The 22,179-nt window shown below is 42.9% G+C and carries 15 protein-coding genes; 7 read left to right on the top strand and 8 right to left on the bottom strand.

Translation table 11 applies throughout. The features are described from left to right. Positions 1–192: 192 nt before the first annotated feature. Positions 193–1,005 (bottom strand): crotonase/enoyl-CoA hydratase family protein, encoded by an 813-nt coding sequence (locus PG901_RS09780; RefSeq protein ID WP_271134324.1) that lies wholly within the window; start codon positions 1,003–1,005, stop codon positions 193–195. 181 nt (positions 1,006–1,186) lie between these two features. Continuing rightward, on the bottom strand, positions 1,187–4,714 hold the full coding sequence (locus PG901_RS09775) for an ATP-binding protein (RefSeq protein ID WP_201625068.1): 3,528 nt from the start codon (positions 4,712–4,714) through the stop codon (positions 1,187–1,189). A gap of 462 nt (positions 4,715–5,176) precedes the next feature. On the opposite strand from PG901_RS09775, the gene cysM reads away from it, so the two are divergent. From cysM to PG901_RS09745, 6 genes are all read left to right on the top strand, one after another. Next, entirely contained in the window at positions 5,177–6,163 is a 987-nt protein-coding gene (gene cysM, locus PG901_RS09770; RefSeq protein ID WP_201625069.1) for a cysteine synthase CysM, read from the top strand. Positions 6,164–6,292: 129 nt separating this feature from the next. Continuing rightward, on the top strand, positions 6,293–7,117 hold the full coding sequence (locus tag PG901_RS09765) for a 3'-5' exonuclease (RefSeq protein ID WP_201562211.1): 825 nt from the start codon (positions 6,293–6,295) through the stop codon (positions 7,115–7,117). Between the two features lie 140 nt (positions 7,118–7,257). Further along, a complete protein-coding gene (rlmD, locus tag PG901_RS09760; protein ID WP_201625070.1) occupies positions 7,258–8,799 on the top strand; it encodes a 23S rRNA (uracil(1939)-C(5))-methyltransferase RlmD in 1,542 nt (513 codons plus the stop codon). Between the two features lie 437 nt (positions 8,800–9,236). Continuing rightward, positions 9,237–11,789 (top strand): RelA/SpoT family protein, encoded by a 2,553-nt coding sequence (locus tag PG901_RS09755; RefSeq protein WP_201625071.1) that lies wholly within the window; start codon positions 9,237–9,239, stop codon positions 11,787–11,789. 66 nt (positions 11,790–11,855) lie between these two features. Further along, positions 11,856–12,842: a bifunctional DNA-formamidopyrimidine glycosylase/DNA-(apurinic or apyrimidinic site) lyase gene (mutM, locus tag PG901_RS09750; protein ID WP_201625072.1), complete on the top strand. Its 987-nt coding sequence runs from the start codon at positions 11,856–11,858 to the stop codon at positions 12,840–12,842. A gap of 329 nt (positions 12,843–13,171) precedes the next feature. Further along, positions 13,172–13,612: a hypothetical protein gene (locus PG901_RS09745; RefSeq protein WP_201625073.1), complete on the top strand. Its 441-nt coding sequence runs from the start codon at positions 13,172–13,174 to the stop codon at positions 13,610–13,612. 87 nt (positions 13,613–13,699) lie between these two features. Here the strand turns inward: PG901_RS09745 and mscL are convergent, their stop codons facing one another. From mscL to PG901_RS09730, 3 genes are all read right to left on the bottom strand, one after another. Continuing rightward, on the bottom strand, positions 13,700–14,143 hold the full coding sequence (gene mscL / locus PG901_RS09740; RefSeq protein WP_201619862.1) for a large conductance mechanosensitive channel protein MscL: 444 nt from the start codon (positions 14,141–14,143) through the stop codon (positions 13,700–13,702). A gap of 388 nt (positions 14,144–14,531) precedes the next feature. Next, entirely contained in the window at positions 14,532–16,379 is a 1,848-nt protein-coding gene (gene typA / locus PG901_RS09735) for a translational GTPase TypA (protein WP_201562223.1), read from the bottom strand. Between the two features lie 351 nt (positions 16,380–16,730). After that, complete coding sequence (locus tag PG901_RS09730; protein WP_201625074.1) at positions 16,731–17,912, bottom strand: OmpA family protein; 1,182 nt, start codon at positions 17,910–17,912, stop codon at positions 16,731–16,733. 615 nt (positions 17,913–18,527) lie between these two features. Here PG901_RS09730 and PG901_RS09725 point away from each other — a divergent pair. Next, positions 18,528–19,115: a pilus assembly FimT family protein gene (locus PG901_RS09725; RefSeq protein WP_201625075.1), complete on the top strand. Its 588-nt coding sequence runs from the start codon at positions 18,528–18,530 to the stop codon at positions 19,113–19,115. A gap of 21 nt (positions 19,116–19,136) precedes the next feature. On the opposite strand, the gene PG901_RS09720 is transcribed toward PG901_RS09725, so the two are convergent. From PG901_RS09720 to era, 3 genes are all read right to left on the bottom strand, one after another. Beyond that, positions 19,137–19,937 carry a pyridoxine 5'-phosphate synthase gene (locus PG901_RS09720; protein ID WP_201625076.1) on the bottom strand — a complete coding sequence of 267 codons (801 nt, stop codon included), beginning with the start codon at positions 19,935–19,937 and terminating at the stop codon, positions 19,137–19,139. Between the two features lie 65 nt (positions 19,938–20,002). Beyond that, complete coding sequence (gene recO, locus PG901_RS09715; protein ID WP_201625077.1) at positions 20,003–20,785, bottom strand: DNA repair protein RecO; 783 nt, start codon at positions 20,783–20,785, stop codon at positions 20,003–20,005. 80 nt (positions 20,786–20,865) lie between these two features. Beyond that, positions 20,866–22,044, bottom strand: a complete 1,179-nt coding sequence (gene era / locus PG901_RS09710) for a GTPase Era (protein WP_201625078.1) — start codon at positions 22,042–22,044, stop codon at positions 20,866–20,868. Between the last annotated feature and the right edge of the window lie 135 nt (positions 22,045–22,179).

The following is a 22,179-nucleotide window of genomic DNA, read 5'->3' as shown; positions in this document are numbered from 1 at the left end:
AAATAACTTCTACCAACAATCATGCCTACTGATAGGCAGCGACGCAAGCAGACATTCAGACAGCGAGACAAGCAGTCTAGAAAAACAGATAATGCTATATTGCACTATCTGCTTGTAATTCAATAGACGCTTGATGTGAATAAAACAAACCTGTGTAACTAAAACAATCTATCAATACATGGCTAAATTTTTCTAACGGTATTGACGTTTGCCAAAAGCGGTACTGGCTTGCTTGGCTTTTCTAAGCGCCAGTTTACGGTTGCGACCAAACATCATTTTTAACTGCCAGACTTTTTCTTTATATAACGTGGTGGCTGGCTGCTGGAACATCGCATTGATAACGCGCTTACTTGCTAGCACCGCATCAGGTGAGCGCTCAGCAAACTCAGCGGCAAGCTTTTGTGCCTGCTCAAGTGGCGTCTCACTACAATGGCTGACCAAACCAAGCGCTTTGCCTTCCTCGGCATTCACGGTACGAGCCGTCATTGCCAGCTCCTTTAAGATATCAGCGCGTACGACGCCAAACCCTGATTGGGTTAAGCCCATGTCAGGTACGAGCCCCCACTTGGCTTCCATAATAGACAATTTGCATTCAGGATGGCTAATACGCACATCACAAGCCAGTGCCAGTTGTAAGCCTGCGCCAATACAATAGCCTTCTAAAACCGCAATCACTGGCACAGGAACATCACGCCAAACCAAGCAGACGCGTTGAAATAGGCTTTGCCAAGGTTTAACAAGTTCCCATAGCGCAAAGGCTTGGTTTTTGGGATGGTTTAAATCGCCTAAATCGATACCGGCACAAAACGTGCCTTCAGCGCCATTAAGAATCACTGCGCGTATACTTTTATCTTTACTGATACGACCGGCGACCGCTATCAACTCTTCGACCACTTTAAAACTCATGGCGTTCTTTTTTTCTGGTCGATTAATGGTCACCGTTAATATATTGTCATTGGCGCTGACTTGTAATGTCTCATACTGGTAAGTGGCAATAGCGTGCATAATCATCCTTAATAATAAATAAAACAACTGTAATGGTTGGTGCTCAGATTAATATTAACAGCCTTGCTTCAACCCTTCCTTATCAATAACTGACTGCTAGGGTATCGTTTATCGTCAAGACCATCCAAGTTCTGTCTCAACTCTAGCTCAGTTTTGCCTCAGCCCTATAAAACCAGCTGCCTTAAATCATTTTCCACGTCATATCATTTTCACTTAGGCGGTGATAATTAAGCTGTGGATAAGCCGATAAATCCAGTGTTTGTAAGTTATTTAACGCGGTCAATAGTGCTTCATAATAAGGCTCGAGCATCGCAAATTGAGCGGGCGTGGTATGTTGGATATTTAATAAGCATTTATCCTCTAAATCTTGGCTGGCTTGCCGTAACTGCGGCACGCCCGTATAGCGACTGCCGCCTAAGATACGATGGGCAATTTGCGCAAGCGCACTGCGGTTGCGACTCTCCCATGCCTGCATCAACGCTTGCTTTTCATCATTAATGGTATCGAGCATCATAATAATCAGCTTGGCAGCCAAATCGGGTTTATTGGCTGAACGCGTCAACGCATCTTGCCAATTTAAAATCTCCGAAGTATCAAGGGCGTTTGCCCCCAAGTTCGTATTACTTTGCCCTTGCGTTGTCTCTACAGTTTGCTCATCTTTAGCACTCTCTGTCATTTGATAGGGCGGATAACCCAATGGTGCTTGCCCCTGCCCTTGATAGCGTAAATTCTCATAGCGTGGCTTTTCATAGCGTGACTTCTCGTAACGTGGTTGGGTTTCGCGCGGTGTTTCGCGTCTATAATCTTCACGCGGCTGACTGTCACGCAAATAGTCATCACGGATTTTTTTGAGCGATAAAGGTCGGGTGATTTTTGCTGGACTGATCGCGTCAGCATCTCTATGAGAATCAGCATCTCTATGAGAATCAGCATCGCGATGACTATCATCGCCTTTAACCATCGGATAAGTCGGCGCTGTCAGACCTGTATACGCCGTTAAAGAGTCTTGCGTTAATGTATTGTTAAAATTAGAACTTGGTAAATCCGAGCTGGGCGAATTTGCAGGGTGTAAATCATCGTTAGTAAGGGCGGTTATTGGCGGCACTGAAGTGGTACGGCCAAGCCATTTTTGTAGCACTTGTAATAATTGTGGCTGACTAATAGGCTTACCGACATAATCATTCATACCGCTAGCAATCAGCTTCTCGCGCTCATCAGCTAAGCCATGAGCGGTCAAAGCAATAATGGGAATATGATGATCAGGGGTTTCGATATTACGGATCTGCCGCGCCGCTTCATGCCCAGACATACGCGGCATTTGAATGTCCATAAATATCAAATCAATGCTGTTTTTGTGCGCCGTATTGCCTTTATCATCTGTCGTGGCATCGTCAAGATGTAATGAGTTAACCGCTGATTTACTGACGTCGTCGCGGGCTTCGGCTTTAGATATTTGGGTCTTTTTCGACAGACTTTGTTTTTCATTTTTAGCGGTTTTGATATGTTTGGTTTGCTGTTTACTGATGATTTCTATGGCATCAAAACCACTACTGGCAGTAATCACATGGATACCAAGCTCACTTAATAGCGCATCAAGCACCAGTAAGTTTGGTAGATGATCGTCGACGGCTAAGACGGTAACGCCTTTCCAGCGCGGCTCTTGAACGCCACTCGGAGCGCTACGCTTTTGCGTATCAAGCATCGCATAGAGCTGCCTTTTATCCAATGGCTCATACAAAATGTTGGCATGATAACGATTAAGCAGTGCTTGGTCAGCGGCAACTTGATAGCCAAATACTGCCAGCTTACCCTGATAATGCAGGCGAATCTGTTTGAGTAGCGCCATCATATCGTCTTGGGTATCATCATCCACGATGACCCAATCCCAATAATTGCCGCGCTCTTTGAGAGACTCGAGTACGCCCGGTAAAGAGTTGGCTTGGGTCAGGGTAATCGGTAAATGTTGTAAGCTGGCTTTCAGCACCTGTATCGATGCCGTATGATTGATCCAAACCAGCACATTAAACTCGTCCGTATCGCTGGCAAGTGGCGCGAGCACGGGCAACTCAATCGTTTGCCCAGTAGCCGCCTCTAGAACATCGACATGGGCTGGCATCCGAAACCAAAACGTTGCCCCTTGGTTAGAGATGTTTTCTTGCACATTGTCATAAAAACCAATATCGCCGCCCATCAGCCGCGTTAGCTGCTTGGAGATGACCAGACCCAAACCGGTACCGCCATATTGACGCGTAATCGATGGATCGCCTTGGCTAAAGCTTTGAAAGAGCATCTTTTGGTCAGATAATGAAATCCCTTTACCGCTATCTTGCACGCTAATCATCAAATAATTGTCGCGATGATCGTCTAAGCTGACGCGAACGACCACATCGCCGCTATCAGTGAATTTAATGGCATTACCGACGATATTGGTCAGTACTTGTTTAAGACGCAGGGCATCGCCGTTGATGCGCATCGGCACGTCGTTATAAAACAACACCGCCATGCGCAGCCCTTTTTCTGCAGAAACCGGCGATAGCATATCGACCACATCATAAATGGTGTCATAAAGGTCAAACTCGTGACGGTCAAGTACTAGTTTACCCGCTTCAATCTTGGAGAAATCGAGCACATCATTAACCAACGCTAACAGATGCGCCGACGATTTACGAATGGTTTGCACATACAAATCTTGTTCAGGATTAAGCTCGCCGTGCCGCGCCAGCAAATTAATAAAACCATCGATACTGTTTAAGGGTGTACGCAATTCATGACTGATATTGGCCAAAAACGCCGATTTTGCTTGACTGGTTGAGATTGCCGCATCACGCGCATTACGGATAGAGATGTTTTGCATCTCCATCTCATCAAATGCCAAACGCAAATCATCCTCAGTTTGCTCGGCATGGTCTTTTAAATCTTGGAAGCTGGCATGTAAACGACGTAAAGTCTTGACCAAATCTTGCTGTAATAAATTCAGCTCACCATTCGATTCAACCGGAATAGGCTGATAAAGATTATCGACATGGGTACGTTGTAATTGCAAACGCAGCTCGTAAATCGGCGCAATCCAACGTTTTGAATAGATATTTAAGCTTAACAATAAAATTAAAATGGTAAATAAGCCGGTAATCGCCAGCGCCATGGCAATACGATAACGGGCGATATAAAGCGGTTCATTATCCATATCGACCATCAGCCACACTTGCTGCCCGTCAAACTCACCCAAGGTACTACCGTAAGCTGTGCCAATAGGCGTGGGCTTTTGCGATAAAAAGCGCTCTGATGCATCTATCAGTGGCCATGCCTCATCGATACCATAGCCGACACTGGCCAGTACTTCATTGTTTTGATTGATAATGGCAATACGTTGGACATGCTGCTCCGACTGCATGCGCCCGAGCCTATCTCGAATACCTTCTAGCGTCGCGATCGCTACTTGCGATTTAGTATCGGTCTTGCTTTTACCGTCGCCCGTTTCTGCTTGCTGCTTTTCTTGCTCTAGTAGTTCAGGGACGAGCTCCGCAATCGCAGGCGTATAACGAATCAGCACCGCCTCTGCCAATACTTCCTGTTCAGAATTACTGGCGCGCATGGTTTCATAAAACACCAAAATGCCACCTACCGCTGCCAATAAACAAATCGGCAAAAATACCAATATAATCAGCTGACCATAAGCGCTACTGGTATCAAAACGTTTTTTGTAAGCCATGCTGGGTTTACTCTCCACTGATATTGGTGACAGATATTATTGGTGATAAATATTGTACGATGCGATTATGTGTTAATAATTGGCTAAACATTAAGGACAGGCCAGCAATTATAGCTTGAGATTATCTTAGCAGGATTCTATCAGGGGCGGTTAACCATTCGTTGGCTCATCTTCATTAACCAATGCTTATTAAGCAAGCGTTATTGCTCAACAAGCTGCGCCTCATATTTATGCTTAATAACTTATACATTAATGTAAATACACAAGGTTATAAACAAATAAGCTATCCTCAATAAAAATTTATGCATTAAGCGCAGCTGAAAACAAAATGATATAATGACGCAACTTTTTATTGCGTCACCCTCAATACCTGATAGTCATGAAGTACTGGCCTGTTAATGTCTTAGTACCTATCATTTAAACAGCGCCTATTAAAAACTTAATAATTAATAAGGATACCTTATGTCCGCTACGGCCCAGTCAAACGCCAATTTTATTACGCAAATCACTGACCTTGCCGATTGCGTAGGTCAGACGCCATTGGTTAAATTGCATCGTCTGCCTGAGCAAGAGCAGATTGCCAATGGGGCCGTGGTACTTGCAAAGCTTGAAGGTAATAACCCTGCCGGCTCGGTAAAAGACCGTCCAGCGTTTAATATGATTTATCAGGCTGAGCTGCGCGGTGATATTAAGCCGGGCGATATGTTGATTGAAGCCACCAGCGGCAATACCGGTATAGCTTTAGCCATGGTTGCGGCGATGCGCGGTTATCCGATGACCTTATTAATGCCAACCAACTCGACCCAAGAGCGTAAGGATGCCATGACCGCTTACGGCGCGACGCTAATCGAAGTTGATGAAGGTATGGAGGCGGCACGCGATATGGCGCTGCAGATGCAAGCGGATGGTAAAGGTATCGTCTTAGACCAATTTAATAATCCTGATAATAAACAAGCACATTATCTGACCACCGGCCCTGAGCTATGGGCGCAAACGGACGGTAAAATCACTCACTTTATCAGCTCTATGGGCACCACTGGTACCATCACTGGGGTGGCGCAATATCTTAAAGAGCAAAACCCTGCTGTTAAAATCATCGGTTTGCAGCCTGATGAAGAAGCGTCTATCGCCGGTATTCGCCGCTGGCCTGCTGCTTACATGCCGGGTATTTTTGAAGCCGACTTGATTGATGACATCATGGATGTCGATCAACATATCGCCGAAGTCTATATGCGCAAACTGGCCAAAACCGAAGGCATTTTTGCTGGTGTATCCTCAGGCGCTGCCGCATGGGCAGCCGTCGAAGTCGCAAAAGAAAATCCAGACGCGGTTATTGCCTTTATCGTTTGTGATCGCGGCGATCGTTATTTATCAACCGGCTTATATAATGTTATCGACAACGATGCTGACGACAGTAACGTGAAAGACAATGTAGATAGTGAAAAATAAAAAGTACGCAGTAGAAAGTCAGAAATAGAATGTACGCACAATGCAGCAGCATAAGCGAATAAATCATAAGCTCAGCAATGATAGTTTTATCAGTCATCAACCAAAGCCAATAGTTAGGTAGGATTATTTATGTCAAACGCTCTTTCGTCCAAACCTATCTTGGTCTTTGATATTGAGACGGTTGCCGATACCGAGGCTGCCCGCCGTATTTATCCGCAATTGGCTGAGCTAAACGATGCCGATGCCTTAAGCGCATTGACGGCGCTGCGACTCCAAGAAGCGGGACATGACTTTATGCGTTTGCCGCTGCAGCGTATTGTCTGTATTTCTGCCCTTTATATTAAAGACGGTCAATTTTCTTTATTTTCTTTGACGGCAGATAAGTTTAGCGAAAAAGACATTCTGAGCAAATTTTTCCGTGCATTCAGTGACCTTGAAAAGCTGCCGCAGCTGATTAGTTGGAACGGCTCAGGCTTTGATATTCCGGTGCTTATTTATCGCGCGATGCAGTATGACTTGGCAGCGCCGTGGTTATTTGAAGAAGGCGAGCGCATCAAAAACATGCGCTTTGATAACTATGTTAATCGTTTCCATACTCGCCATCTTGATTTGATGGACAGATTTAGCCAATACGGTGCCAGCCGCCGTGAAGCTATGGATGTCGTTGCCAGTCTTTACGGCTTACCCGGTAAGACCGATGTTGATGGCAGCATGGTTGGCGATCTGGTCAGCAATGGCGATTGGCAAACGTTGTCAATATATTGCGAATCCGATGTGATGAATACCTGGCTGATATATCTGCGCTGGTTACGGTTGACTGGTCAGTTATCCTCTCCAGATTTTGACGCGTGGCAGCAGCAAAGCCGTGATTATTTGGCAAATTATACCCAAGCAGATGGCAGCCCACGCCATCATGAGTTTATTGCCGATTGGTCATCTGCGCCTGCACCATAGCAGACATTTTTATATAACGGACGTATTTATAAAAACGTCTTTATAAAGATGGCTGTTTTAACAATTAACGTCTCACCCTCATTTATCGTTATTTATCATTTATCATTTATTACTTACTATTTATTATTTAAGGCAGGTTTATGCAACCCACCGATTCAAAAAACTCTACCATCTTAGATACCAGCCAACAGCCTAACGAGACTCAGACCATTACCATTCCGCCAAGTAAGAAAAAATCCAAGCCGTCATCAAAAACGCGGCGCCGTTTAAAAGATGCTGAGCCACTACCTTTTAATATCGATGGCTTGTCACATGATGGTCGCGGCGTTGCGGTATACGGCAATGGCTTTGGTGAAGCTGATGGCCATATCGAAGACAAGCATGGCAAAAAGATTTTTGTCAGCTTTGCGCTACCGGGCGAAAGCGCCTTAGTCAAAATTACCAATAGCCGTACCAGCTTTGAAGAAGGTGATGCGGTGAGCATTACTGCCAATCCAAACCCTGAGCGCGCTGTACCACCCTGCCCGCATTTTGGCGTCTGCGGTGGCTGTAATCTGCAACATTGGCAGCCAGAGGGTCAAATAAACTTTAAGCAATCTGTGCTTGCTGAGATGCTTATCCATCAAGCCAATGTCGAACCGGAGCATTGGCTCGCGCCGGTGGTCGGTGATCGTTTAGGTTACCGTACCAAAGCACGATTGGGCGTGCGTTATGTGGCCAAAAAAGAAACCGCCTTGGTTGGTTTCCGTGAGCGCTCAAGCAACTTTTTAGCAGAGTTAAATGAGTGTCATATCTTAGACCCACGGATTGGTTTTGAGATTGAAAACTTAAAAGCACTTATCAGCACCTTAGAGAGCCGTGACAAAATTGCCCAGCTTGAACTGGCTATGGGTGAAGCGATGCCGGAGCTACCCGATGGCAATCAGCCGGTTGCGCTTATCGTGCGTAATTTAGCGCCATTATCAGATGCTGATATCGAGAAGCTAAAAACGTTTTTTGCAGCGCGCAATTGGCAGTTGTATTTACAGTCAAAAGGCGCCGATAGCATTCAGCGTATTGCTTTGACGGAGAGTGACGATATGAGTGAGCAGTTTGGGCGCTTATATTATCAATTACCAGAGTATGATTTGACGTTTGAGTTTATCCCAACCGACTTTACCCAAGTCAATTTATCGGTAAACCGTCAAATGACCAAGCTTGCTTGTGATTTGTTAGACTTAAAAGCGGGCGAACGCGTGCTAGATTTATTCAGTGGTTTGGGCAACTTTAGCTTACCGCTCGCGCGTTTAGTTGGCGAAACAGGCTCGGTGGTCGGCGTTGAAGGCAGTGAAGCAATGACTGCCCGTGCGGCTGACAATGCTCGTCGCAACGGCATTAATAATACTGAGTTTTATAGCCAAGATTTAACCCAAGATTGCACCGATAAACCTTGGGCCAATCAAGGCTTTGATGCGTTACTTATTGACCCACCGCGTTCGGGCGCTTGGGAAATCATGCAATATCTACCGAAATTTAACGCCGAACGTATTGTCTATGTTTCTTGTAACCCTGCTACCCTCGCCCGCGATACCAAAGCCTTGTTAGAGCAAGGCTATCGTTTGACGCATGCAGGCGTGATGGATATGTTCTGTCATACCGGTCACGTTGAGTCGATCGCGCGCTTTGAAAAAGTTTCAGCTTAGCACTTGCTTTAAGCGACTAATCTTTCAAAGCATGGCTCTTTAAGCGTGGTTTTTCGAGCATGGCTTTTTAAGTGTGACATTTTAAGAAACATAACGCTCATTTTTAACCGCATCGCTTTATGCAAAAACGGATTAAGCGATAAGGTTAATAATGCTGTATGTTATCAACACCGACATGATCATTACAGAGCCTTGCTTGATTTGTCATTGCAAAATGAGATAATAATAACCAATATATTGAGGCCTTCTTAATCGAGATATCATGAGTCTTGGTACTCATGGCTCTATATGTTATTTATCTCTAACATTTTATAGCTGCTAGAAAAGGATTTTTAGCGGCTGAATTGATTTATCGCTGTTATTTGCCTATCGCAAAATTTAAGTCTGCGTGGCAAATGAGGCGCTAATCAATTTTGAATAGCTAAGAGGAGTGGGCTATGGTAAAAATTCGTGAAGGATTACCGCTGGTAGATGGACAAACCACGCAAGCCGATAGCGCAACATTGGCAGCACAACTGGTCGCGAGCCAACGCTCGCACCAGTCTGCCAATAGCTATGCCCAAATTCCACTCGATATCAAACATCAGCTTGCTACTCACAAGCTGCACACCACTTTTGATCGCTCTGCTCAGTATGCTTATCATAGCCATGACCCGAATCTTAAAGATGAGTATTTGGAAAATCAGCTTCTTGATGACAGCTCTACGCTTTCAGAAAAAGAGCTTGAAGCGATTGATTTAGATCAAATAAATATCGACGTCCCCACTTGGCTTGATAATGTCGCCAAGCGTATCGGTCAAGAGTCTGTACCCGATCTTGCCGCTGCTTGCGAGTTTATCCGCAGTCATATGAATACCAGTGAATCTGAGCGCTCAGGCGCTTACGTCACGGGTATTGCGATGACCGATATTTTGACTTACCTTTATCAAGATGAAGATGCGCTCGTCGCAGCGATGCTCTATCGTAGCGCCCGTAAATCGATTATCAGCTTAGCTGAAATTGAAAAAAAATTCGGCGCTGATATCTCAACCTTGGTCAAAGACACCTTGGCAATGGGTAAGCTGTCCGAGATTATCGAAAGCAATAAGCGCTTAGAAGATCACTTTGTTAATAACCAGCGTGATCAGCTATCGAATATTTATAGCATGCTTATCTCCGTCACCAATGATGTACGCGTTGTGCTGATTAAATTGGCTGAGCGGACTTTTGCCATGCGCGAATTGACCTTTTCTAATGAAGAGCGGCAACACCGTGTCGCGCGCGAGGTCATGACTATTTATGCGCCATTGGCTCATAGGCTCGGTATTGCTCAGCTAAAATGGGAGCTTGAAGATTTAGCGTTCCGCTATCTTGCTCCTGAGCGCTATAAAGAGATTGCTCGGCTATTATCAGAAAAACGTAGCGAACGTGAGTCTTACATTCAGCGTGTACAAGATAAGCTCAATGCAGCCTTAGCAGAAGCCGGTATCGAAGCCGAGGTTTCAGGGCGCGTTAAGCATATCTATTCTATTTACCGGAAAATGAAGCTCAAAGGCTTGTCCTTTGATCAGCTTTATGACATTCGCGCGCTGCGCGTTTTGGTCACCAACCCTTCGGATTGCTATCACGTTTTGGGATTGGTACATGGTCTATGGCGCTATATCCCTGAGCAGTTCGACGACTATATTACCAATCCAAAATCTAACGGTTATCGCTCACTACATACGGCAGTCATTGCCGAAAATAAATCGCTTGAAGTACAAATTCGTACGCATGAGATGCACTTTGAAGCCGAGCTTGGCATGTGCGCGCACGTCAACTACAAAGAAGGCCTGAAGAACAAAAAGGATAATTACCTTAACCAAAGAATCAGCTCATTACGGCAACTGCTTTCTATCAATAATGAGACGCGCAATCAGCCGCGTTCAGCATTATTAACCGGCGAAGAATTAGAAGAAATCGAGTTTGACGAAGAAGAGCAATTGGTTGATTTTGACGAGCTCGAGCGTATTTATATCTTTAGTCGTGATGGCGATATCACTGAGCTGCCAAAAGGCGCGACGGTACTGGATTTTGCCTATTATGTACACACGCAAGTTGGTAACCGTGCCCAAGCAGCGCGCGTCAATCAGCGTTATGTGCCACTGACTTATCAGTTAAAGACGGGCGAACAAGTAGAGATTATTACCAAAGCATCGCGTGAGCCGAACCGCGATTGGCTGGTCGCCTCGCTTGGTTATATTCATACCAACCGCGCGCGCTCAAAGCTGCGTCAATGGTTTAACAAACAAGACCGCGATAAGAATATTGAGATAGGTCGCCAAATGCTTAGCAAAGAGCTTGAGCGTTTATCGGTACATCCAAACAGTATCGATTTAAACGACTATACGCAGCATTTTAATGTCAATAATACCGATGATATTGTCGTCGGCTTGGTGACCGGCGATATCGGTCTTAACCAGCTGACCAGTCATATTTCTCGTCAGCTCCATCTAGAGCCGGAAAGACCTGAAGACGACTTTACCCCTAGCATTGACACTAGAGATGCCGGGAAACTTGATGCCTATAAAATTCATATCGATGGTTTGGATAATATCGAGATTAACCTAGCAGGCTGCTGTCATCCCGTCCACGGTGAACCTATCGCAGGCTATATTACTTTGTCACGCGGCGTCAGCGTTCATAATCGCGGCTGCCCTGAATATCTACGCTTGATTGAGCGCGACCCTGAACGCGAAATTGATGCTGCTTGGACCGTTAAATCGGGTCGTTATCAACCGGTAGATATTCATGTAGAAGCTTATGATAGACGCGGATTACTGCGCGATTTGACCCAAATTATTGATAAAGAAAACGTCAACATTCGTCAAGTTGAAACGTTAAGCAATGATGACAATATTGCCTTTTTAAAGTTTCATATTGAAGTCTCGGGGCTGGCCCATTTATCTAAACTACTGGCCAAACTTGAGCAGCAGCATGGTATATTACATGCGCGCCGCGCGGTTGCCTGACAGTTAAGCTAGCACAATTTTCCAAGAACACCTTTAATCCATAATAGAGTTTTCATAAGAAATACTATGCCTGAGTTACCCGAAGTAGAAACCACCAAAACCAGCCTTACGCCGCTATTAGGTCAGCAAGTCACCAATGTCAAAGTCTTCCAACCAAAACTACGCTGGTCGATGCCTGATGATTTGACTCAACTGGTTGATTACACTTTGGATAGCGTTGAGCGCCGAGCAAAGTATTTAATTCTGAACTTTATACCTCTTATTTCTGCGAATACCAACGCCTCTATCCAACCTGAGAACTTAGCCCCGCGTCAACTGTTGATTCATTTGGGTATGTCAGGTAGCTTACAGCAACACAGCTATGGCACTGATAAGCGTAAACACGATCATTTGGTAGTGACGTTCAGTGGTACTGATGATAGCCAAACACAGCTGCATTACTATGATCCAAGGCGCTTTGGATCGGTATTATGGTTTGATGATTATGGCCCTAAGCTACTAGATCATTTGGGTCCTGAGCCATTATCAGCAGAATTTACCGCTGATTATTTATATCATTTAATTCAACGCTCAAATAATCCAAATCCAACCCCTAATGACAGTATCGTTAATCAAAGCAGCAATAATCAAAGCAACCCTAAAAAAGCGACGGCCAATAAAACACCTAACAAGCAACCAATCAAACGCGCCATTAAATCCGTTATTATGGAACAACAAATCGTCGTCGGCGTTGGCAATATTTATGCGACTGAAAGTCTTTATTTATCAGGCATTCATCCTGCAACGCCCGCTCATCAAGTTTCTTATGAGCAAATAATGACTTTGGTTGACCATATCAAAGCAATTTTAAAAAAGGCGATAACCCTTGGCGGTTCCACCCTACGGGATTTTACCGTTGCTAGCGGCCAAACGGGTTATTTTCAACAAACCTTAAATGTCTACGGCAGGCAAGGCGAAACTTGTCCACACTGTGACACACTATTAGAAAACGTTAAGCTTAATGGACGTGCCAGTGTTTTTTGCCCTGCCTGTCAGCCAATCAATAGTAAATAATTCCTGCTTAATAAGACTATACAGGTTTAAAGCAATATCATTGCTTAGTTACTTTAAACTGCCTATTTATAGTCCTGCCTAAACTCATTTAGCATGACTCATAATAAAAAAACGCTCTGCTAATACAGATATCCTGCGCATTTTTGTTGCTTATTAGCCTACATCTTGCTTTAATAGTGCTAATATTTACATAAATAGTGCAAACCGTTTATTTATCTGTAATATTAAGAATAACTATCGTTGTCGCCTTATTTCTATAGGGAATTTGTCTCTGTGTGGAAATAGCAGCAGCTATTAATCATACTACTTATGAGTTTTAGGATATTATTATGAGTGCTCCAGCTAACATGAAACGCACCGCTAAATATAAGTTACTGACCATGATGGCAAGCGTAAGCTTAGTTTTTGCTAGCATGCAACCCGCTTTAGCAGCGATAGAAATTGATGAAACTGATTTTGGCCCTTCTTACGAGACCATGGCAGTAGACACGATTGTCGGTAAACCACTACAATTGGTAGCTGCGGTAGCGGGAACTGCCGCCTATATCGTAAGCTTACCCTTCTCGCTGATTGGAGGCAATGCAGATCAAGCACAGCAAAAGTTATTCGTTGAGCCATGGGATGCGATGGGACGCTGCTTAGGCTGTACGGTTGCTGAAGACAATTACTATAAATCACAAGTCGTTGATAATAATGTCGTGCGTATTGTTGTCGATCGTCCTTCAGAGATTCTAATTAATACCAATGACTATGTAGTAGTGACGCCATAAGTTATAAGCATCGGGCTTATCAATCGACAATAAAAAAGGCTAACTTCTCGTTAGCCTTTTTTATTGTCGTAAATAAATGATATGATTTTATTTTGTAATGTGAGTATTGCTCAGCTTAGCACTAATCTCACGAAGCAATTGCACCTCTTCTGACGGCTCTTCTATTGCTTCTTCTACCTCGTCTTCACGGCGTAATCTATTCACCATTTTGACCATCATAAAAATAATAAACGCTAAAATCAGGAAGTTAATCAATACAGTGATAAAACTACCATAGGCCAATACTGGCACACCTGCCTCTTTAAGCGCATCGTAAGTCATACCAACGCCTTCAGGTGCATCGCCTAACATGAAAAACATATTTTTAAAGTTGATTTCGCCGCCAGCAATAAAAGCGACGATAGGCATAATAATGTCTTCAACTAAAGAGGTCGTGATGGTCGCAAAAGCGCCGCCAATGATGACACCGACCGCTAGGTCCATCACATTACCTTTTATAGCAAATTCTTTAAACTCAGATACCATACTCATAATGTCACTCCTCAAAAGTCTTATCTATGTCAGATAAACCTATGGTCAGATAAACAGCCGAATAGTTAATCTCATTTAGAGACCGTCTCTTAAAAACCGTCTCTTAAAAGCTACCTCTTAAAAGCTACCTCTTAAAAATCACGTTTTAAGGGCAGCGTATTAAAAATGACGTAAGCAATTCTAAACAAACCAATCCAATTGATTAGCCGTATTATTATATATAAAAAACAGACATAAAAAAAGCAATATAAAGTGAACCATATTCGACTCACTCTATACTGCTGATTATAACTCTGACTTAATATAAATAAAGGAGATCTTTACCAATATCAAATACTTCTCTCAATTCTTAACAAAATGTATGATTAATATCATTTTTTGTCAATAATTAAGCACCTTTCTTACGACCGTGACGCTTACGCTCACTCTCAGTCAAGTAGCGCTTACGAAGACGAATGGCCTTCGGTGTTACTTCTACTAGCTCGTCATCTTGAATAAATTCAAGTGCTTGCTCAAGGGTAAACTTAACCGCTGGCGTTAGGGTTAGCGCTTCATCAGTACCACTGGCACGGACGTTGGTCAACTGCTTAGCAGTCGTTGGGTTAACTGCCATGTCATCGTTACGCGAGTTCAAACCAACGATCATACCTTCGTATACTTCTAGCTGTGGCTCAGCGAACAACTTACCGCGTTTTTGTAGGTTAAATAGCGCAAAACCTAGGCAAACGCCCTTCGCCATAGAAACCAAGACACCATTAGAGCGAGCACCAACATCACCAACTTTCTGTGGGCCGTAATGTGAGAAGCTTGACGTCATGATACCTGTACCTGAAGTTAAGGTTAGGAACTCAGAACGGAAACCAATCAAACCACGGGCAGGCATTGTCGCTTCGATACGCATACGACCTTTACCATCAAGCTCCATATTGGTCATCTCGCCTTTACGCAAGCCAACCTGCTCCATGATAGGACCTTGATGCGCGTCTTCGATATCAAAAACAACGTTTTCATACGGCTCTTGTAGCTTACCGTCAACTTCTTTAACGATAACTTCTGGGCCTGAAACACCCATCTCAAAACCTTCACGGCGCATGTTTTCAATCAATACAGACAGATGAAGCTCACCACGACCTGATACTTTAAATTTATCAGGAGACTCAGTGTCTTCTACACGTAGTGCCACGTTATGAATCAATTCACGCTCAAGACGCTCACGAATATTACGTGAGGTCACAAACTTACCTTCACGACCAGCAAACGGTGAATTGTTTACTTGGAAATTCATAGATACGGTTGGCTCATCGACAGTCAATGCTGGCAACGCTTCAACAGCGCTAGGATCACAAATTGTATCTGAGATATTAAGCGCATCGATACCAGTAATACAAACAATATCACCTGCTTGTGCATCTTCTACATCAATACGATCAAGACCATGATAGCCCATAATTTTTAGAATACGGCCATTACGAGTATCGCCATTTTTATCAATGACAGTTACTGGTGTATTGGTCTTTACTTTACCGCGCTGGATACGGCCAATACCGATAACACCAACGAAGCTGTTGTAATCAAGGCTAGAGATTTGCATACGGAATGGCGCTTCAGCATCAACTTGAGGAGGCTGAACCACATCAACGATGGTTTTAAACAGCGGCGTCATATCGTCCGCTAAGTTGTCTGCTTCTAAACCAGCAATACCATTCAATGCTGAGGCATAAACAACTGGAAAATCTAATTGCTCATCCGTCGCACCAAGGTTATCAAACAAATCAAAAATCTGATCCATTACCCAATCAGGGCGTGAACCTGGACGGTCAATCTTGTTAATAACAACGATTGGTTTTAGACCTTGCTCGAATGCTTTTTGAGTCACAAAACGCGTCTGTGGCATCGGGCCATCAACGCCGTCAACGACTAATAGTACGCAGTCAACCATTGACATAACACGTTCAACTTCACCACCAAAATCGGCGTGACCTGGGGTATCAACAATGTTAATACGGTATTCAGTGCCATCAGTATCATCTGTCCAGCGGATGGCTGTATTTTTTGCCAAGATGGTAATACCACGCTCTTGCTCAATATCACCTGAATCCATTGCACGTTCAGCAATGTTTGCACGATCGCCAAAAGTACCAGATTGATGTAATAGCTTGTCAACCAAAGTGGTTTTACCGTGGTCAACGTGGGCAATAATTGCAATGTTACGCAGGTGTTTGATATCGTTCGCCATATAAAATGCTCGTTTCGTCTTAAAAAAATGCAGTAGCAGTTAGCACCGCTGGATAAACTGTTACCACCAACCAAATAGACATGATTATTTTATGATTAAATGATTGCGCAATAGGCACAATCGATTAATATTATTAAAATCAAAGACCTATGCTGGTAAATCCATCGTACAGATAGCTATGCTAATGTACACTTTGTCAATTTACAAAGTGTTTGGGTCGTTAGTATAACATTATTGCATCATGATTTTATGCAATAACTTACTTTTCTCAACACATAAATAAAAAAAAGCCACCCAAAGGGTGACTTTTTTTGTAACTAATTACATTATAACATAATTAGTAGCTATTACTTATTGAACAACCATATCTTTAGTTTGTTCAACAGTCATGGTTTTGTCACCAGTGATGATGGCATATACACGACGGTTCATAGCGCGACCTTCTTCAGTGTTGTTGTCAGCGATTGGTTGGTCATAACCATAACCAACTGTTGATAGACGGTTTGGTGCGATACCAAATTCGTTAGTCAACATAGATTTCACTGCAACAGCACGGGCTTCAGATAGACGTTGGTTGTAACGTGCTGAAGGACCAGTTTTAGAAGCATGACCTTCTACGCGTGCTGTAGAGTTAGGATACTCACGCATCTTCTCTGCTACTTTAGCGATTTCTGGTTTGTATTGGTTTTTGATAGCTGATTTGTCGTTATCAAAGAATACACGTAGTTCCATTTTCAGCTCATCAGTAATATCTACTGGTACTGGGCAACCGCGCTCATCAACCACTACGTTCATTGGAGTGCCTGGGCATGCATCGATGCTATCAGGTACGCCATCACCGTCAGAGTCAAGATCAGACTCAACAACAACGATTGGTGGAGTTACTACGTTAGGCTCTTCCATTGGTGGAACAGCTACTGTAGGTGCTAAATGACCACCTAGTACAACTTCTAGACCGGCCAAAGCCATGCCTTCCCACCAGTTTTGGTCAAAGTTATGAATCGCACGAGCTTCACCACGTAAGCTTAGCGCATCATTGATACGATACATAGCACCTAGACCTAGGTTACCGATAGTATCTTTAGTACTTGTAACTTCGTTACCAGAAGCATCTTCGATTTCGATTTTAGATTGACCAGCACCAACTAATGCATATGGTTTAAATGCGTTATCAGTGTAGCCGCTGAATTCTTCAAAACCAATCAAGAAGTTACCAGAAATCATTTCTTGTTCTGTGTCTAAAGTTCTACCTAAGCTACTGATAGCATCAGTATTAGATACACCATACTCAACTTGGAACTGAGTAGAAGGCGTTAGTTCAATACCGAGTGCTGCACCAGTATATAAACCATTTTCTTTATAAAAGTTTTCGCCGCTTCCATTATAGTTTTCTAATAGCTCACGTTGCTCATCATCAGCGCCTTCGCTGTAATGATAACCAAGTAGTAATGGGCTAATAGTAACACCAGCGTTTGCTGCTAGTGGGGCCGCTGTGATGGCAAACAATGCCAAAGCAATTTTATTTAATTTCATGAACTTCCTCCAAAGGATAATTTTAGTAATGCGTTAAGCAAAACCGCTTCTCAAGATGGCTGAAAATAGACATCATTTACGAATTTGAAATTACAAAGCAAAACCAATTAAGAAGTAGCTTAGCGATTATCAATTCAGTTTACAACTTTTTTCGTTAACCAGCTACACATTATTACACGATAATGTCATAACTAAAACACATTAGCCAGCTTAACTTACTGAGAACTAACACACTTTACACTTTTTATCTTTTGTATGTTAGGTCGCAATAGGTGATGAAACGAATCATACCTATTGTTTGGCTTCATTTTAATACAAAACCTTAGTTTTCTCTATTGATAAAACTGCTCATTCACGAATTGAAACATTTTTTGACAGTAGACATATATTTAGTTTATATTTGCACTAATGAACATTTTTTCACTATTTAGCTAAGCACTTGAAGCTTAATGAAATATTATATACATCAATAATCTAGATTACGCATGATGCTGAATGTTAATAGTTAAGTATAAGCTGAACGTTATTATTGATATTAAAAATATTGATACTAGAAATCCTTGCTCAATGACCTCTCATATATTGCCATACCTCTTATATAGGTAGCAGTTCATCATGATGAAATCATATAAAGTCTTATCCGACAGACAAAAGCAATTTCAGCCAAAGAATGAGCGGGGTTTTACTTTATTAGAGCTGATAGTCACAATCGCAGTCTTAGCTATCCTAACAATGATTGCGACGCCTTATATCTTAGAGCAATTAGCTCGTATGGAAGCGAAACGTATTGAAAGTCAAATCAGGAATACGCTGACATTAGCAAAAGCTGAAAGTTACATAAGAAGACAAGACTTGCTGGTTTGCCTGTCTAACAATGGTGCTATCTGCGATAGAGACAGTTATAAGCAGTTATTATTATTCTTAGATAGAAACAATAATAAAAATTTTGATTTAGGGGTCGACGACTTGCTAGAAGAACAAGCCTTAGAGCCTAAATACAGTACATTATATCTACGTGTGGGAGATAAGCGCCATTACACTAAATTCTGGGGCGATAGCGGTAAGCCTCGCGGTCATTTCGGACATTTTAAATACTGTCCGACTTCTACCTACAATCATACCATGTATCAAATCTCCTTCAGTCAAGGTGGCCGTGTGACTTATAAACCTAATGCGAGCCACCCTACTGATTGCGGAAAGTAAAAAATGATAAGGTTAAAATAATTAAGCACTTTGATGCATAGCATTTTTCATCATAATCACCGCCTGCTCTAATCCAACAAAGACGGCATCGGCAATAAGCGCATGGCCGATATTTAGCTCATATATACCGTCAATTTGGGCAATTGCATAGACATTATCGCGCGTGAGGCCATGGCCTGCATTAATCAGCATATTGCTATTAGCATCTTGGGCAGTCCGCACCGCTTGCTTAATCCGCGTAAGTTCAGTATTCATTCGCTCGAAGTTACCGGCTAGACCTGCCTCAGCATAAGCACCTGTATGTAGCTCAATCGCATCGGCACCGCAGGTTACCGCTGCAGCAATTTGCTTAGCTTCTGGATCAATAAACAAAGAGACTTTAATACCGATTGCTTGTAACTTGGCAATATAATCCGTCAACCAAGGCATCTGCCCTGCAATATCAAGACCACCTTCGGTAGTCAACTCAGCACGCTTCTCTGGCACTAAGCATACCCAAAATGGCTTGACCTTGCGAGCAATCTCAAGCATCTCAGTCGTTGCTGCCATCTCTAAATTCATTCTTGTGGTCAGCTGCTCGGCAATCTCGTACACATCGGTATCTTGAATATGACGACGGTCTTCACGCAAATGAATCGTGATGCCATCTGCCCCTGCTTGCTCACATAACAGAGCGGCTACCAATGGGCTTGGATAGTTGACACCTCGTGCTTGGCGTAAAGTCGCTACATGGTCAATATTGACCCCTAATAGAGGTTTTTTTAAGCTGCTCTCTAAGGTTTGTGTTGAGTTAGCTGCCTGTACTGCCGTTATATTAGTCATAAAAAATCCTTTCAATAATATCCAGATCATTTACTAAAAAGTGGGGTATAAAACCTTTATAAACCCTAGGATTGATAGCGTTGTTGCTGCTGCCAAAGCAAACGACTTTGTAATGGTTGGTAGTCAAGCAGATGATCAATCAGTTGTCGATGTAAACGTGACCAAGTATTGAGAGTAACAGCAGATATGCCCTGCTCTACCATCACTAGAACCTCACTACCTTTAAAAACTGTTTGCGCTATTGCGTTTTCGTTATCATCATTATGAACAATCGCTACCAAGCCCACATCAGGCAAGAAGCGATACATGGCATTGGATTCAATAGGCTGATCTAGACTGTCATGTTTTAACGTTAAAGCAAAGCCCAACTCATTAAACAAATAGGTCTCAAACTGGCGCAAACACAAACGCAACTCGTCCGCAGTTAAAGGTTGCTTAAGCTGGTATAGGCTGTTTTGATAGTGTTGCCATAATACTGGCATAGGATCTTCAGTAGGTAATAGCCGCCATAATATCTCATTCAAGTAAAGGGCAGCATACTGATGTTGCCCACTAATACTCTCGTGGTGCAACGCTTCTGCTAGGTTTGCCTGACTGTCTTCTGGCGCTAAAAAATCTTGTGTTACAGAACCTTGAATTGAGCTTAATGGCGCAATATTAATCTGACTGAATGTTTTTAAATCGCGTTTACCAGTTGCAAAAAGTTGCAGTGGCATAAAGAGCGGCGCGCCTTTTTTGCCAATCCCGTGGATAACCCCATGTTGCTGAGAAAATAAATAGTATAAGGCGCGTTTTTCTTGGTAAGGACGCTGATGTAATAAATAACCGATTAACGCTTCATTACGCATGGATTATTACCTCAGCAATGATGATATAAATGCATGGCGACACAAATATATGACACCATGCCATTTCTGTTAAAGCGCTATTAATATCCTAAACTGGTCAAAGCACGCTCATCATCAGACCAACCACGCTTCACTTTTACCCACAGTGTTAACATAATTTTCTTATCAAACAGCTGTTCCATATCTTTACGCGCATCCATGCCCACTTGCTTGATACGCTGACCTTTATCACCAATGACGATTGCTTTTTGTCCACTGCGCTCGACATAAATGGTCGCATCGATAAAGGTACAAGCTTTACGGGGACGACCAGTTTTTGGGTCTATATGCGCCGCTTCGTCTTTAAAACCATCAATCTGTACCGTTAAATCGTATGGTACTTCATCGCCTGCACTACGCATGATTTTTTCGCGGATGATTTCACTGGCTAAAAAGCGCTCTGAGCGATCGGTAATTTGCTCGGTATCATAAATAGGATCAGCGATTGGCAAATGTGAGGCGATCACTTCTTGCAAACGATCTAAGTTTTGATTTTTTAAAGCGGAAACAGGGACAATATCAGCAAAATCGAAACTGTCACTAAAGGTTTCGATCAGTGGCAACACGCTGCCTTTATCTTTTAAAGTATCGGCTTTGTTAATTACCAATACCACGGTCAGATTGGTATCGCCAAGTTTTTGTAGTGTTAATAAGTCATCATCGCGCCATTGATCTGAATCAACAACAAATAAGACCAAGTCAACATCAACCAGTGCAGATACCGCGGCTTTATTCATGCGCTCATTGATAGCACGTACTTCATTGCGATGAATACCTGGGGTATCAACAAACACAGCTTGCATCTCATCGTTAGACAAAATACCGTGAATACGATGGCGGGTCGTTTGTGGTTTACGCGAGGTGATAGACAGTTTTTGACCCAACAAGTGGTTCATCAAGGTTGATTTACCCACATTCGGGCGACCAACAATGGCGACGTAACCAGTTTTAAAACCATCAGCCATATGGACATTGTTATTAGGTGAAAAGAACTCTTCAATAGCCGTATCATTTTCTAGCGCGTTGTCTTCTATTGCGTTACTTTCTAATGCATGGTTTTCTAACATAGCATCTTTTGTGCTATCAACATTTAGCTTAGTATCATTTAATCTAGCGTTATTTGATTCAGCATGGTTTTGGGTTGAACTGGTATTGGTGTTTTCGGTCATATTTTTGGCATTATCTTCATTATTTAATGGCAAGTCGTTGTGATTGCTCATGGGTTAATCCTATGGAGGTTGTCATCAGTCACGCCACTTAATTGCTGGTTTGAATTAAAGCGGCATAAATCTGATCGTGTTAAGAATATTTGGTATTTCGAATAATCATTTATTAAAACAAGCGAAAACTAAGTA

This window comes from Psychrobacter sp. ANT_H3, assembly GCF_027919975.1.
In the GTDB taxonomy this organism is placed as follows: domain Bacteria; phylum Pseudomonadota; class Gammaproteobacteria; order Pseudomonadales; family Moraxellaceae; genus Psychrobacter; species Psychrobacter maritimus.
The sequence above is the reverse complement of the archived record's forward strand: the minus strand, read 5'-3'. Positions and strand labels throughout refer to the sequence as shown.